We start from the raw sequence: 14974 nt of genomic DNA on the forward strand, positions 1-14974 counted from the left end.
AGATCATCGAGGAGACGCTACGTAGACACGGACAGCCGCACACACGTACGTGCCTTTTCCAGCGTGAATGATACGGCAGCAGGGTTGATTCTGGAATTGTGAGGGCCAAGAACAATTTTATTGGAATTGGGACGATTTAGTTGTTCACATCTGGCCGTAAAGCGGAGCTTCGGTGAGTCGTTACTGTCAAGGCAGGTTGTATCTGCTGGTGTCGTTTTAGGAATTCGACCTACGTCTATATGCGGGCACTTCGGAAAAATCTCGCAATGCGAAGCGACTGGGGCGAATGGGAACTACGTGACTTGGGGGATTTCGTCGTCCGGTTGTCGCAGGCGACGCGCCGGGTGGGTGTGGTTTGGGTCTCAGAGTTACGCCTGGGGCTCATGCATTTGCGGCGACACGCCACGCCAAAACCGGGTTGGTAGTTGACTTTGGTCGATTCGTCATGGATAGTTCCGTGCTATCCGATGTGACGCGTAGGCGCCGATGTTTCAGATGGGGCCGGTTTCCAAAGGAAACCTTGGCGGGCAGTCGATGCCCGCCACCCACTGGACGCGGTTCGCTTCTGGGGAGGAGCGCCGTCACCAGGAACTCTGCACCGCCACACCGTAGCGACAACCCGTCGGCCTAAGGCCACGACATCGCAAAGGTGAACCGCGATCAGCCGCCAACGGGCGAGCCGTGAGTCAGGAGCAGAGTCAAGCCCGACCATCGATAGGGCTGCAACAAAAAGCCCATCGCTGAGATGGGCCCGAACTGAATATGACAAATGCATATGGAAGCGGGTGGTCCGCAGGACCCTCGTTCGCAAAAACTAGTTCTCGCGGACCACCCTCACAGCATCAAGAAACGGAGTTCGTAATGCTACGAACCACCATACGCTGCCGCGCACCCAAAAACACGCACCAAACACCGACATTTTCACACCGCTGCCACCCGCACACGCGCTTCGTGATGCGGGTAAACGTGCTGCTTGCTGGCGGTGTGCGATGAACAATTCGACGCACTCGACGGCATCGCAACCCACGTACTCAACAGCTTCCGAACCCGTCAAGACCACCAGCGACCACGTGGTCGAATTCCGGTTCGGCCCGGGGCGATACATGGTCTCGCCGCATCCCGAACGCGGCTCAGCCTTCTCCCTGAACCTGCAAGGGCAATCGCTAGTCATCCCGGTGGCCACCATCCGCGTCTCTGGCGGGCGGTTCACTGAAGTGGATTGGGAGACGCCGTTTCTGGCGCGTTCGCCTGAATGGAAGGACGCCATTCTTAACCAGGTGTCGCAAAACCTGGCCGAGTCCTTGCTTGGTGGTGCCTCATGAGTGGCAGGTTTCCGCGTATCCCGGCGATGCGTTCGGCCAATGGCCACCCAATGCGTTCGGTTAATGGCCAGTCCGCGCCAGCGGCTATCACTGGCAGGCTTTCAAAGTTGGATCTGCTTGGTGTGCACCTGGAGCCGGGGAAGTTCTACGGCCGGTTCCTCAGCGACGGGCATTACTACTACCTGTATGGCTCCTGGAAAGGCGATTCTGTTGCCGTGCACCGGGAGGAATCGCGCGAGGGCGACCCGATCGTGCGCGCCTATGTGTTGCCTTCGAGGGCCTGGTGGATCAACTACCTGGTCTTCGGAGAGTCAGCTTATGGACTGAAGCGTTTCGCAGAGAACTTCTTGACCTACGCGATGAGCCATCCAGACCTAGGGAAGTAGGCCCCGGGTTTCGGGCCGCAAAAAAGCAGACCCGAAACCTCACGGCACGGGCCTGCTCGATCTGGTTCAGTCCTGATTGAACAGGTACCGACCATATTCTTGCCAACCACAATCGTTATCCGCAGATGCGCTCCCGCACTACAGAAAAGCGGGCTGCCGCATCGCACCAAAGGCTTACCAACCAGGTAAGCGAAGCGAGTACCAGCTGGATGCTCGTATCACCGCTGTGGATAGGGCGGCCCTGACAGTGAAGCTGACTGTCGGTCAAGATTGGCCCTATCGTAACGGCACCGACCCCCGTTGGGTGGGATATCTCGACTCACGAGAACGCGTGTCGCTCTAGACGAAGCGCGCCTCACCGAGTCAAGACAGCGCACCGTAGCTGTTGACCTGCACGAGAACTCGACGCACGAGCGACCACCGTCGCTCCAACCAGGCGTAAGAGCCTCCGGCGCGGGGACGCGGCGCGGGAGCCAATCCCAGACCACCGGGTCCACAAGTGAATCCTCCAACTAAATCTCGGGCATACCCAGTCCCGGACGGTGTACCTAGTACTCATTTACGCCTTTGCGCGTGGTTACCCCCACCGGGCACGATGACGAACGGTCGCCGCCACCGCGCCACCGACGAGGTGGCAATGCAGCACCAGCACCTGCATCGGCGTCATCGACTGTGTAGAGCCTGGCCAACGCTTCGGCGACCAGCGGCTAGCGAGACTGGCCGCAAGGCGCGCACTGGCAGATGAATTGGCACCCGACGGGGAGCCAAGAAAAGTGCGAACGTGAAGCGACGGTGTGGGCCTGGCCTGGCGCGGGGCCCACACCAATCTCGACTAGAGAAGAAATCTGGCACAGCTAGGGGCGGATTTGTCCCTGTTGCCGCGTCCAGTTGCTTCCCTTGCCCAGCGGGGCCGTTCTAAGCTGGAGGTATGAAGTTTCGCCGACCTGGTGGGGCCACCCCCCCAAAGCCCGCAACCACCTCATCCAGCGAATATGCCGAACCGGGCCGCAACTGGAAGCGCGTCGGAGCTCTGGCGGCGGGATGGGGACTCGTGCTCGCCACGGGAGCGTGGGTAGGCCCAGGGATCGTGGAGAGCGGGCCGGGTGATCACTCGGCACTCGATGACGCGCCGACAAGTGCCGTTTCGGCTGCCGACAGATATCTTTCCGTATCGTTTGAGCGAGAAGATCTGAGCTATGCCACCGACGTCATTTGCAACGGCCATGAACCGGCTCTGAGTCCCGAGGCGCTTCAACAACTTAGGCGAGACCTCCAGGGCGACGGGGCAAAACCAACAGTCGAACTGCGACTCGTGCAACAGGACGATCAAGGCTCTACTGCACTCGTTGACTATCAGGTACGAGTGTTCGTGGAGCCGCACACCGAAAGTCTGGATTTTAGGCTCACAGTTCTCAACAACACCGGGGAATACTGTGTGGCAGACGCTATCGAGCTCGCAGATTCAAACGAGAATGGTAGTGACGAGCCCACGGCTGACGCTAGCGCTATGGCGACGCTTTTCCTGTCCACGGCCCTGGTGGCGCGTGATTCGGTTTCCGCAGATGGCATGGTCTGTCCGACGTACGACGGCCCCTCATCCGCTGACATGCTGGCCTCACTGAGGGACTGGGCCGATACGGAGGCAAACGTTAACGCTAGCTTCCGCAGTGGCGACGTCTACAGCGATGACGACGGTGACGTCGTCCCAGTGACGGTCACTTTTGAGTCCAGCTCCACATCTGAGCAGTTCGGGGTGGAAGTGCTCGTCGTCGGTGATTGTGTCCAGGATGTGCGAGACTTCCCGCTCACCGACGAGTCCGAAGCTGACGACTAGCCTAGCGGGGCCCCCACCGACTGCATAAAGGGTTCGGGATCGATAGCACCGGCTGGGCTGCGGTCGGCGTTCAAGTGAACCTCGAAGTGCAGGTGCGGGCCACTTGAGTTGCCCGAGGAGCCAACATAACCAATGATCTGACCCGCCCGAACCTGGTCGCCTACTTGGACTTCGGGTGCGCGCTCGAAGTGACAGTACCGAGTCAGGATGTCGCTGGCGTGCAAGATATTGACATACCACCCGCAGCCTTGAATGCTCGGCGAACCGTCCACATCACAGCTGTAGGCCCCTCCACCAGGGGCCCAGGCATTACATTCAGCCGTGATGACCAGCCCGTCAGCGGCGGCGTACACCGGTTCACCATGTTGAGCGGGCATGTCGACGCCGTGGTGACTGGGACGCGAAACCGTGCGGAATCCGGATGTCACCGGCGCGTCGAGGGGCACAGTCCAACCTGCGGCCGAGACCTCCCCCGCTCCGGCACACTCTCCCGCATCGTTAGCCACAGTGGAGACTCGAGCGCCCCCGCCGGTCAAGGCATTCACGATCTCCACCGACCGAGGTTCATGTTTGGCATAGGCGTCCGGAAAGGCCGAGATCTGCACAATCTGGGCCGCCCTGGTCAATGACATCTGCTCCCAGCCCTCAACCCGTAGGAGCTTTTCGTAGAAAAGTTCGGAAGACTTCACCGGGTCGGTGATCTCCTCAGGCGTGCCCCATCCTTGGCTGGGGCGCTGCTGGAAAAGCCCCAAGGAATCGTGGTCATTGAGCTCTCCCAAGTGCCCCAAGTTGATCAGGCTTGACTCCTGGATGGCCGTCGCCACCGCGATCACCCAGCCCCGGGGCGGAATGTCCATGTCCTGCCCGACCGCGACAATGATGGCGGCGTTGTGCATCTGCTCATCGTTGATGCCCGACACGCTGGGAAGATCGCCCTCGAGGTCGACCGTCCGCTGAGTTCCACAGGAGGCAAGCTCGATCGGCTGCTGTTGATCGGCCGCATTCGTCATGAACAACACGAGGGCGACCATAGAACCGACGCAACAGATCGACAACATGCTGACGCTCCACAGCCAACGCCGCCACAGCGAGGTGGACTGGCGCTTTTGTGCGTCGTCGGTTACTTCGGTCAGTTGGATCGCCATTACCGCCGCTCCCAATCAATGGCAGACACCCGCCAGACCCCATCGCGATTGATGACGGTCACGGTTAGCTGGCCGGTATCCATTGGAATCCGCACGTGGGTATCGGTGACTTCCGGGTCGTCTTCGATATTATTCGCCGGTACCTGAGTCGGGTCAACCTCTCGTAGGAGTTCCGACAGTTCCGCGGTTATAAACGGCCGCATGGACTCTGTCCACTGCTGCGAAGTGCGTCCCTCCCATTGCGACCACTGTTGCGCGAACGCCACCGCGACCTCCACCGCCTCGGCGGGCAAATCATCGGCCCGGTATTGACTGTCGTGATCCTGGGCATCCTCAGTAGTTTCCGGCGTGGGTACATAACCGTCATCGGGCATACCCGAAAACGGGTCTTCCTCTGCCTTCGGCGTCTCCTGCGCAGAGGTTCCCGTCCGCAGCGGAGCGTTATCGCCCGCCTGGGAGAGGCCAACGACCCCGAACACCAACAACAGGATCATGGCTGCGATCCCGTAACGAGAAAAGAGAATCCGGAAGACGCGACGCATGACTACTTCCTTTGCGAAGGTCGATAAATGGGTACCTTGGGCGAATTCGTGGTCGAGCTGGCCATCGCCGGGGAAGTGGCACCTTTATCGGTGCTCTTTGCCTCCCGAGCGGCGGTGGTCTCCCGTTGCCCAGGTTGCCGACCGGGTGTCGCCTCGCGGTCAGGCTGCGACTCGGGGCGCGAATCGCGCCGGGAACGGGAAATTTCCCGTCTGCGCTCCACCTCAACCTGCTTTTCGGAACTACGCTTGTCGGCGGTGCGGCCCAGGAGCGAATCGGCGGCACTGGAACCACCACGCAATGTGGTGAGCCGCCGATACGGACGCAGTAGCATCCAGGCCGCAACCCCCATGAGACCAATGAGGACCACTTGCAGCCAATCGGGCAGGTTAGCGCCGAGGATTCTATTGGCCGCAAACAGATACAGCACCGCTGCCACCGCGAACACGATCACGTTGATAATCGCCGCGATTACCGCATTGACCAGGCGCTTAAACCCGGCATTCGCCGGTCGGAGCAACGCGATCGTACCGATAATGGGCAACGCGATCACCGCGAACCGCACGATCATAAAGCCCAAAATGATCAGGATCGACGCCGTGAGGTCGAACAAGGCGAAAAACAGGGACGTCAACAAGCTGAGCATCCCCGTACCGGTTCGCTCCCAGCCCCGCGCGCCCGTCAAATGCTCATAGGCTTCGGGGTCCTCCCGCTCGATAGCGGCCGCTACGTCCCGCCACTGCTGTTGCTTGCCTTCGATAATCGATGCGCGTACTTGCGGGTCACTTTGCGCCCGTGCGGCTTCAGCCCAGGTCAGCGCTTGGGCGTCATACAGTGCCGGGCCGTACTTATAGGCGATGTTCGACGAGCGAACGACAGGATTACCATTGTCGTCCTCTTCGGGGTCACTGCCGTCCATCCGGTAGGTGACCTGAGGGCTTTGCCCGAGCACAGCCCGAGTCCACGAACTGTGCAGAATGTCGCCCACCGCCATGTCGGAGGCCTTGACCGAGGTCGAGCGGGTGTCAATGCAGCGGTGCGGGTTGTCGTCCTTGACCTCGTCGTATTCGCGCTGCGTCGCCCCCGGCAAATTGATACACCCGTCAGCGGCCGGGTCGGCAATCAAGTTCTGCGAAATATTCAACCCGGCGGTCAACCCGCGGTCAGCCCACCCGGCCGACTCCACCGGCCAGCGCGCCACCGCCGTGACCAACACCAGGATCAGCACAGCCCACCCAGCGGTCGTCACGGCTACCGACATATCGGCCTGCCGCGAACGCCACAGGAGATACAGACCCACGACACCAATGGTCACAGCGCCGAAAACCGAAAACACCTGATCGAACACGACCCGAGAGCCGGTCTCCATGAACTCGTGCGACCAGCCCCACAAGCTCTCCGGCTCCCAGGCCGCTTGCCGCATCGAGTTCGTCGCCCCGATAACGGCCGTGGAGATGTTGAACTCCAGGTTCGCCAGCGCGTTCGCCGCGCTGGCACCGTCGGGCATCACTTGCCCGAAACAGTCTTGCCCATAGGTGGGCAGCTGATACCCCGCATAGCCATAGCGGGTGTAATACCCCAGTCCTTCGTCAGTGTTGGGGCCGGTCGTGTCGGCGAACCAGCCCGCCATGCCGCTATCGGGGCTGGAGGGAACCGGCGTCACCTTGCACGGTTCCTCGGCGGCCGTCGGCAGCTCGTCGAGGCAGTCCTCGAAGTTGTGATGCCATTCGTAGTCGGTGCAGCCTTCGCTTTGAGCTCCGGCGCTCGTCGGGGCCACCACGAGCGCCGCCAGGGCGGCCAAAAGCACGAGGGCCGCGCGTGAGGCCACAGACGTCACGCGAAGTCGAGGGCGAGTGCAGTCTGGCATGGCTGGCCTACCGTTGTTCGTCCTGGAGAGGAATCTGCCCTGGGGTGGTGTTCAAGTGCTGGAGCAGGTTCGGCATATAGGAGAAGTCGGCGCGGATGCGTTGCACGCGCCCGTCGACGTCGCGCATGACGAATTCACGGTAGGAGAGTCGACCAGTCTCGCCCGCGTCGACCTCAGACAATGAGGCCAGAGTGTGCTCGTAGCCGACATCACGCGGTACGCGCAGCATCTTCAGAGCGTCGGCGGCGACCTCGGGGTCCTCGGCGATCCGGCCGACAAACACCGTCGAGACGAGGTTTTGCACGTCAAGGCCGAGGATGTCATTGGGGTTCTGGCTGGCCACTAGGGCGGCCAGGTTCCATTTACGACTATCGCGAGCCAGGCGCACCAGGAAGGAACGGCCAGACTTCCAGCCTTCCATGAAGTGGGCTTCGTCCAGGCCGACCATCTTGCGGCGGTGCATGTCTCCGCCGTAGCAGCGGCGAACGGCCAACCGGTGAGCGGTGTGCAGCATCGGTAGCGCGAGTGCTTCCTCAGCCGACCAATATTCGCGCTCTATGCCCAGGTCGGGCAGTCGTAGCCCGCTCATCGTGATGACGGTGAGGATCGAGTCGTCTTGCAAAGTGCCCTCTGGGGGGCTGCCGAAGAACAGTTTGGCCAACGGCATCTCGGCAGTATCCAGCAGCAACGCGGCCAATTCGGCACCGTCGCCCGAATGGTGGTCTTCGGCCCCTTGCAGGCATTCGACAATGTCTTCCAAGGTTGAGCTTTCCTCGGCCGGAACCTGGCGGGCGGCGTGGCGCAGCAGCCGGGCCGTCGACGCTTCACGAGCCACCTGCGGCGGCACCAGCATCGAGCAGATGTCTTGCACGAGCATGCGCCGTTCCGACCGGGCATTCTGCACAGCGATGTCGAATTCGCGCTGGCCAGTCGGCGTGTCGGGGAAGTGTTCGCGCACCGGCGAAGGAATCAGCGCGTAGGGCGCCAGCGTGCCATATTCCGAACCGGTCAAGTTCAGCACTCGCGAATATGGCTTCAGTTCCGGCATTTCGCACAGGCGCGCCAGTGGGCCGGAAGGGTCCAGCAAGGTCACTTGCACGCCTCGGCGAGCGGCGAGGTATCCCAGCGCACCCATCAGCGTCGATTTACCACCGCCGGGTTCGGCGACGAACACGCTCAGGCCGGAACGTTCCCGCACTTCGGTGGCGAAATGTAGGTCGAGGAAGACCGGACGGCGGCAGGTGCCAGAGGTGCGGCCGATGAGGTCGCCGCGCTGGTCGCCCACAGTGGATGCGGCCTGCGGGAGAGCGGCGGCGAACAGGCGTACCGGCATGCGACGGACGTATCCGGTCGAAGCCACGGGCTCGCCGGGAATGAACTCGCGGGCCAGCCAGTCCTGATTCTTCGGATGCTGCAGACTAATGCGCAATTCCCGCTGGTACATCTGCATAAGGGTGCGGGCCCGCTCCATGCACTCTTCACGGGTGTCGGCGGTGACGGCCATGCGGTGCCAGCCGTGGGCGCGAGCGGCGTCAATGGGTAGCCCGGTGGTCATCTCATCACCGACGTTGAGCGCCCGCTCGGCTAGACGTTGTAGCTCTGGTGGGGCATCCAGGGCGTGTTCGTCGTAGTCGTGCTGCTGGGAGCGAATCATGCGCAGCCGATGGTCCAGGTCCCTAAAAGCCTCGCCCGCTCCCAGAATGTCTACCCGGCTGGACAGCTCCAGCGGCCACGGCGCACGTTCGTGGAAGTGCAGCCATGGTTCGTGGATCTGCGGGATTTCGAGCTCTTCCATGCGACCCACGGTCAAGACGGCGGTGTGCTTCTCCTCGCCGGTGAGCCGGTTGACCAGCTTCACCGTCGAGCCATACGGCGTGCGGTAACGCTCGATTTGCTCGGTCAGGGCAAGGATGTCGCCGGGCTCCCAGTCGTTGGGGGAACCGGACAGCAGTTGCGGCGGGTCCATACCCAACGCCACGGAACGAAATAGCAGCCACTCCACTTCCTGTGTGGTGGCGCGTTTGGCACGCACCCCGAACGACCCGAGAACTTCGTCGAACTGTTCGGCTTTGCGGGCGACCTTCTCCCGTTCGCTGAAGCGGGTGCCCCCGCCAAACCAGCGACCGAACTTCTCGCCCAGCGAGTCGGTCAAGGTGCGGCGCGAGAAGGATATGCCCAGGAAGGTTTGGCCCTCGGCGTGGTAGAGCTTGTGCAGATGCTGTTGGGCGGCAACGAGGTGATCGGCCCAAGAGTTCCCGCCGGGCACGGCCCGCAGCGGCTTGGGCGTGTGGAAGTCGACCGTCTGGGCCCACTTGTCGGCCGGGAACGGCCTGGTGGTGCGGCGCAGATGCAGCCGCCAGCCAGCGAGGCCAGCGAACTGTTCGGAGATCGCCGTGATGAGCGCTTCGCGCTCCGGATCGGGACGGAAAGCCCAGCGCAACTCGGGCAGGACATACCACAAGGTGATCGAACCGGGCGTGAACGTGGCGTGCCCGGAGATCTCCGAAATCGTCAGCTCCCGCGTGGGGGCCTTCTCTTTGACCTTCGGCGGCTTGGGCAGTCGGTACGGACGCGGCTCCTTCAAGCCCTTCTTGTCGCGTTTACGACGCGGGTCTTTGGCACGGTCCGGCTCGACGGGGACTAGCGCTTGCCGAGTCGAGGGAGTTGGCGCGACGTTGGGGCCCTGCGGATGCGACATCGGTGAGGGCGGCGCCGACGGCAGCTGGTTGGGCGGTCGTACCGGGGCCTGATGGCGCGATTGTGCAGCGTGCGACTGGGTTCGCGGCCCAGCCGCGTGCGCACCGGTGCCCAGCGGGTGCGTATCGCGGGGCGGCACAGTGGCATACGCGCCGCTATCCTCCCTGCCCAGGCGGGGCTGGGAGCCGGTGTGTTGCGTTCCGGCCCGGTAGGCACCGGTCAGGCGAGCGCCCTGCGGCTGGCTGGTCGGCGCTGGCGAGCGTGGATGACCTTGTGCCTGAGCGCTGCCCCCAGCGGTGGCCGCTGGGGGTGCGGATGGGCCGGATTGCGGACCTGGCGCGGCAGGGCGCGGTGGTTCTGCGGGCCCTGCCGCAGGCGGGGGCGTCACTATCGGGTGCGCGCCGGAGTGTTGGCTAGTCGCGGGCGGCGCGCTGGGACGAGGCGGACCCACATCGAGTGTGTCGCGCGCTGAACCGGGGCCGCCAGGCAGTGGGTAGGTGTCGGCCTGCGGGGGCCTTGCCTGTGTGTTTTGGCCCTGTGGAGGCTGTGCATAACTCGTCGCATCCTGTGGATAACCCTGTGGATAACGCTCTGAGCTGCCGCTGGGACCAGCCTGTGGATAACTGGGCCCTTCCTGTGGATGAGCCTGTGGATAAGGTGGGCGTGTCTGTGGATGAGCCTGTGGATAACTCTGTGGACGAGCGCCCCCAGAGCCGGGTGTCTGGGCAGGTTGAACGGCGTGTTGCGACTGCGGAGGCGGCGAACTTTGAGGGTTGCTTCCAAAGACCGCGTCTGCTAGTGCTGTGGCGTCGTCAAGGTCGTCCGGCTTTTTCTGGGCAGGCCGGGAACCAGTCGCGGGCTTCGTAGGCTCGGCGGTCTGCGTGCCCGTGGCCCGTTTCCGCGATCGGGTGCCCGAGCCAGGGCGTGGCGCCGAGAACTTCGCAACCGGCTGCGCAGCAGGCTGCGCCGCCTGCTGCTCGGACGAGTGTTCCTCAGTCACGGTGGCCTACCGTTCCTTCCTGGCCGGGTGTTCGAGCAGCTGCGGACGAATGCGCACCGTCTGTGAAGTGAAGGCGCGATCGCGGTTTTCTTTATCTGACTCGCGAGTATGCCGCCAGTCGGTCATGAGCGTGCGCAAAACCGCGCGCGCGGGCCGGTCTGGGTCGACATACCGATAGATCAACGACGTCGCCACGAGCGCAAGTGAGATCTCGATGGCGGGAAAGAGATCGATTTCGAACGTGATGAGCCAACGGATGAACATGAACAGCGCCAAGAGCGCCGCGAACACGCCATATTGCGCGTAGGGCAGGTGAATGGGCAGCGTGTATCCGGGCGGACCCAGATACAGAAGCTTGGCGCGATAGATGTCGTCATCAGTGCGGAGCCTCATCGTCTTCTCTTACTCCTCCTCCCGAGTCGTTCGGGCATCGACGGTGTCGAGCCGCGGCGGTGGGGCTGAGCGACCAGAATTTGAGCCGCGCAGCCTCCTCTGGTCATGGTTAGTCTTCGGTGGTGAACAGAACGTCAACGAGGCCGCCACCAAAGGCGACCAGCACGACTGCCCCCGCGATGAAGGCAATACCGAGGATGGCAATAGTCGAGGAGGTCAGCACGCGGCTGACTTCGCCTCGGTTGGCACGGGCGATGAAAATCAGCCCGAGGATGGCCAGCAGAATGGGGGCGATCTTGGAGAGGAAGAATCCAATGATCCCTTGCGTGTCTATGCCGGTGGTTTCGTTTTGCGCCAGATGGGACACCATGCCGTAGGTCAGGTTGTCGACCACGGTGTGCGCCTGCATGGCGACCGTCCACAATTGTCCTAGGATCATCACCCGACCTCACAGTTCATCAATAGTCTCGTGTTTCGCATTGGTACCATCGTCTTCATGTTCGCTTCCGGCCCAACTCAAACGGGTCGGCTTCACGGTTCATGGCCGTCACCGCGCATCGATCCTGGGCGATGTTCCTGACCTGCCACAGTGTCGCGCCGCAAGCCCGTGAAATGGGTTGCTTCTATATTAGGGGCAAAGCTCTCCCCCAGGCTCTACTCTATGGGGCCGGATTAACTAGGCAAAGAGGCGACAGACAGTCAATTTTTCACTTCGCTGGGTACTGAAGCGTATAGAGACCGATTATCGGCGATATCGGCGCGGGCTCAAGTCCCCACGGCCGCAACAACCTTGGCCCTTGTGGCACTCAGCGAGACATGAGAAGGTTTCGCTTCTTTCATTGTCGCTGAATGGCTACGCTAGGCAATAAGGTGATGTCGCATATCGGACACAAGCCTGGGTGTCTGGGCGGTCGTGGAAGCAGCGGCACCCGCCAGGATGGCCAACCGGCACGGTGCCCGCACGGCGATCCGGGTGCGTGGGACTAGCGTCAAGCTGGGCCGAGGATGATACTGAACAGTGACGCAAGACCACCACACTTGTGATGAGGTGGAGTTGCATGAGAATCTCATCAACCATGTCAGTGGGCTACGTACGGTCGGTGGGTTCGACCGAACCGGCGAGCGTCATAACGGTTCGGCGCAAAGCCGTGAGGTGACAACAGGTTTCGCCGCCGAAGCGGTACTGTCACACCTCAGACCTAAACTTACCCACAGCGACGAAATAACTACACAAAGACGATGGCGCAGCACATGCGGTCGATGGCAGACAGTCACCACCACGCGGCACATGGCCGTGTCATCGATGACATTGCTCAGCGGCGATGTCGTCAAATGAGAGGAGGCAAGAATGGATTACCGCATGGCGATCGCCGCCGTCGCGTTTGCCCTTGCTGGAGGAGTCCTCACCTCTCTGGCGGCCATTGCCCTAGGCAGCGTGCGCGCTGCCGAGAAATGGCCCTCCGCCCCCAAACCCAAGATCGCGCGACCCGTCTCCCTCATCGGCGTTACCCTGGGCCTCCTGCTGTGGCTGGGCGGAGCCGCACTCGCGGTGTGGTTCTTTGTGCCAGCCAACACCAGTGACACCCTCCGGCTCGTCTACGCCGCCGCCGCAGGTGCGACCGCGCTGGTGGTGGGCGTTGTCGCGTGCCAGAAGATCGCCAACGGGATCGAACTACGCGAACTCATCGAACTACCCGAGCATCCTTCCCCTCCTCCCCCGGTCCCGGTGAGCTCGACCCAATACGCCCAGCCCGACGACATCGGCGCACAGCACGATGCCGCACCTTTGCAAATCGAGTCGGCACGGCCTCCCGGAGTTCCCGAATACGCCCCCGAACTGCAACCCTCTGACCCGCGTCCGGGGCCGTTCTTGCCCGGTGGTGGGGAAGTATCCGTATCGCCTCCACGGGCACCGGCCCCGCGCTGGGCTGACGCTCCCACCTACATGCCTATCCGGCACGACGAGCCCGAAACCCGGCCGGGCGACGCATGGCCAGCGCCAACCCAAGGGCCACAGCCAATGCCGCCCTACGTCTCGCAGCCTCCTCAGGGGCCTCACAATGACGTTCCCATTGCTCAGGCCGGCCGGTGGCCTTCCGATGCGCCCCGTGAGACCGGCCTACCGCAACAAAGCCATCCTCTCGGTGGCCCGCAAGAACACCAATCGCCGCCGCCAGGCTCTCAGGCGCAACCCTGGCAGGGGATTGACCCGCATCAGCAGGGGCCACCTGCGCCGATGGAGCCTCAGCGGGCGATCGACCCCCTTGCCGACCAAGGCCATCCCCTTCCGGGCGAGGCCGCCGGTGCCGACGCTTCTACAGTCGACCCAGCGGGGGACGGCAGAGTCCACAGCGACCTTGATTCGTTCCAGCCAGTTGGCGAAAGCGCGCTAGGCGACGTCGGATTCAAAGACAGTGGCCTGCCCGAGCCAAACCTTGCCAGCCCAGGACAGCCGATAGGCCCCGCCGTCAGTCCTCCACCAAGCCAAGGCGAAGCGCCTCCGCAGCCAGGGGAGAGCGAGAATCCCCACGGCGGCGAGGCGGCCAGTTCGGAAGATACAGACTCCGAACCATCCGACCTGCCGCGACTACAAACTCAACAACAGGCCCCGAACCCGCTGCTTGAGGCATCTACTGAGATGCCGCCGACGGCCGTGGCAGCAGTGGCACCCCCGGCTACTGAGTCGCGCTCATCCGATGCGGACAAAGCCCCGGGAGAGGCCGAACTCGCTGGCGTACAAGCCCAGCCGGTCTCGTCGCAGCCAGTCTCCGGTTCCTCCGTCGAAGAAGTCATCCACGAGGCGGAACCCGGCTGGGTCTACACCGACGAACAAGGCGGGTACTTCGCGGCAGTCGCCCAATCCAACGGAGGAGTGGGCCTGTTGTCGCTGACCGACTTCACCGTGATTCCAGCCGAACAACACCCCGGGCCGCTAACGCTCGTAGGTAGCGTCGAAGCCACAGTTTGGCCGATGGGCGGCGAAGAGTCTAGCTAGGACGTTGGGCCGCGTCGCGCTTCGACGCACGGCGGCGGGTAACGCTGTTGCGCACCTGGAGCACAGACAAGGGCACGGGTCCTTACACAACCAGTACCGGCACCCTGGTAGCTGTGTTTACGAGCCGCTGGGATCACATGTGGCGTAGAGGATCGACGACACTCGAGCCCGCAGCAAGCTCTTCCATTCCTTCGACCGCGCCACCCACACGGGATGAAACGTCGCTGTGGAGATCTCTCCCCTGTCGTGAGCGATGGTGACGACGGTAAATGGGGTGCCTTTCGGGCCTTGAGTCGTCACCACCACGGTATGGGCGTGTTCCGGGTGTCGAGTGACATGGAAACGGTGCGAGTCCATTTGGAAGGTGCCCAACGGGGCGTCCGCCACGCCATTGGAGAGCTCGAACGTGGACATCATGAACACGTCCGGCGTGGCACGGTGTTCGGTGACGTGAGCGGCTTTGGCCACCCTTGACCGTGCGATCGAGGCCGGTTGCCTCGATCGCCTCCCCTACCGACATAGACGCTCAAAAAACCCCTTCCGAGGTCGCGCGCCTGTGGCGCGACCGCTACTTGATACCGGCAGCGTGCAGGTGCGGCGTTGGCGCGCCGAGCGAAGTCGCCTCCGGCCACACAGTGCCACCACCTACTGCGGCGGAGGGCTTCGGTGGCATTGCGGCCGTTCACCCACCGCAACCGGATGTCGCCGACCCGCGTTATGCGCACGCTTTGGGTGCGCTGTGCCGACGAACCCTGTTCCGCTTGGAGCCAACCGTGGGAATAACTGATCGCCAGT

Annotated in this window: 11 protein-coding genes; 4 read left to right on the top strand and 7 right to left on the bottom strand. The window is 62.7% G+C overall.

Annotated features, from left to right (window positions below):
• Positions 1 to 989 precede the first annotated feature (989 nt).
• The 3 genes from JQS30_RS00725 to JQS30_RS00735 all read left to right on the top strand — a co-directional run bounded on the left by JQS30_RS00725 (position 990) and on the right by JQS30_RS00735 (position 3542).
• Positions 990 to 1322 (top strand): hypothetical protein, encoded by a 333-nt coding sequence (locus JQS30_RS00725; RefSeq protein ID WP_213171509.1) that lies wholly within the window; start codon positions 990 to 992, stop codon positions 1320 to 1322.
• Entirely contained in the window at positions 1319 to 1708 is a 390-nt protein-coding gene (locus JQS30_RS00730) for a hypothetical protein (protein WP_213171510.1), read from the top strand. Before JQS30_RS00725 ends, JQS30_RS00730 begins: the two co-directional genes overlap by 4 nt.
• A 928-nt stretch (positions 1709 to 2636) precedes the next feature.
• Positions 2637 to 3542, top strand: a complete 906-nt coding sequence (locus tag JQS30_RS00735; RefSeq protein ID WP_213171511.1) for a hypothetical protein — start codon at positions 2637 to 2639, stop codon at positions 3540 to 3542.
• Here JQS30_RS00735 and JQS30_RS00740 read toward each other — a convergent pair.
• The 6 genes from JQS30_RS00740 to JQS30_RS00765 all read right to left on the bottom strand — a co-directional run bounded on the left by JQS30_RS00740 (position 3539) and on the right by JQS30_RS00765 (position 11593).
• Entirely contained in the window at positions 3539 to 4687 is a 1149-nt protein-coding gene (locus tag JQS30_RS00740) for a M23 family metallopeptidase (RefSeq protein WP_213171512.1), read from the bottom strand. The genes JQS30_RS00735 and JQS30_RS00740 overlap by 4 nt on opposite strands.
• The gene (locus JQS30_RS00745) at positions 4687 to 5229 is read right to left on the bottom strand and encodes a hypothetical protein (RefSeq protein WP_213171513.1); all 543 of its coding nucleotides are present in this window, start codon (positions 5227 to 5229) and stop codon (positions 4687 to 4689) included. The genes JQS30_RS00740 and JQS30_RS00745 overlap by 1 nt, the downstream gene beginning before the upstream one ends.
• 2 nt (positions 5230 to 5231) lie before the next feature.
• Positions 5232 to 7055: a hypothetical protein gene (locus JQS30_RS00750; protein ID WP_213171514.1), complete on the bottom strand. Its 1824-nt coding sequence runs from the start codon at positions 7053 to 7055 to the stop codon at positions 5232 to 5234.
• Between the two features lie 46 nt (positions 7056 to 7101).
• Complete coding sequence (locus JQS30_RS00755; RefSeq protein ID WP_343076157.1) at positions 7102 to 10281, bottom strand: ATP-binding protein; 3180 nt, start codon at positions 10279 to 10281, stop codon at positions 7102 to 7104.
• Positions 10282 to 10797: 516 nt separating this feature from the next.
• Positions 10798 to 11184 carry a hypothetical protein gene (locus JQS30_RS00760; RefSeq protein WP_213171515.1) on the bottom strand — a complete coding sequence of 129 codons (387 nt, stop codon included), beginning with the start codon at positions 11182 to 11184 and terminating at the stop codon, positions 10798 to 10800.
• 109 nt (positions 11185 to 11293) lie between these two features.
• The gene (locus JQS30_RS00765; protein ID WP_425498882.1) at positions 11294 to 11593 is read right to left on the bottom strand and encodes a hypothetical protein; all 300 of its coding nucleotides are present in this window, start codon (positions 11591 to 11593) and stop codon (positions 11294 to 11296) included.
• 939 nt (positions 11594 to 12532) lie between these two features.
• Here JQS30_RS00765 and JQS30_RS00770 point away from each other — a divergent pair.
• Entirely contained in the window at positions 12533 to 14179 is a 1647-nt protein-coding gene (locus tag JQS30_RS00770) for a hypothetical protein (protein WP_213171516.1), read from the top strand.
• Between the two features lie 117 nt (positions 14180 to 14296).
• On the opposite strand, the gene JQS30_RS00775 is transcribed toward JQS30_RS00770, so the two are convergent.
• Positions 14297 to 14647, bottom strand: coding sequence for a hypothetical protein (locus tag JQS30_RS00775; protein WP_213171517.1), 351 nt, complete (start codon positions 14645 to 14647; stop codon positions 14297 to 14299).
• Between the last annotated feature and the right edge of the window lie 327 nt (positions 14648 to 14974).

The sequence above is a fragment of the Natronoglycomyces albus genome, assembly GCF_016925535.1.
Classification (GTDB): domain Bacteria; phylum Actinomycetota; class Actinomycetes; order Mycobacteriales; family Micromonosporaceae; genus Natronoglycomyces; species Natronoglycomyces albus.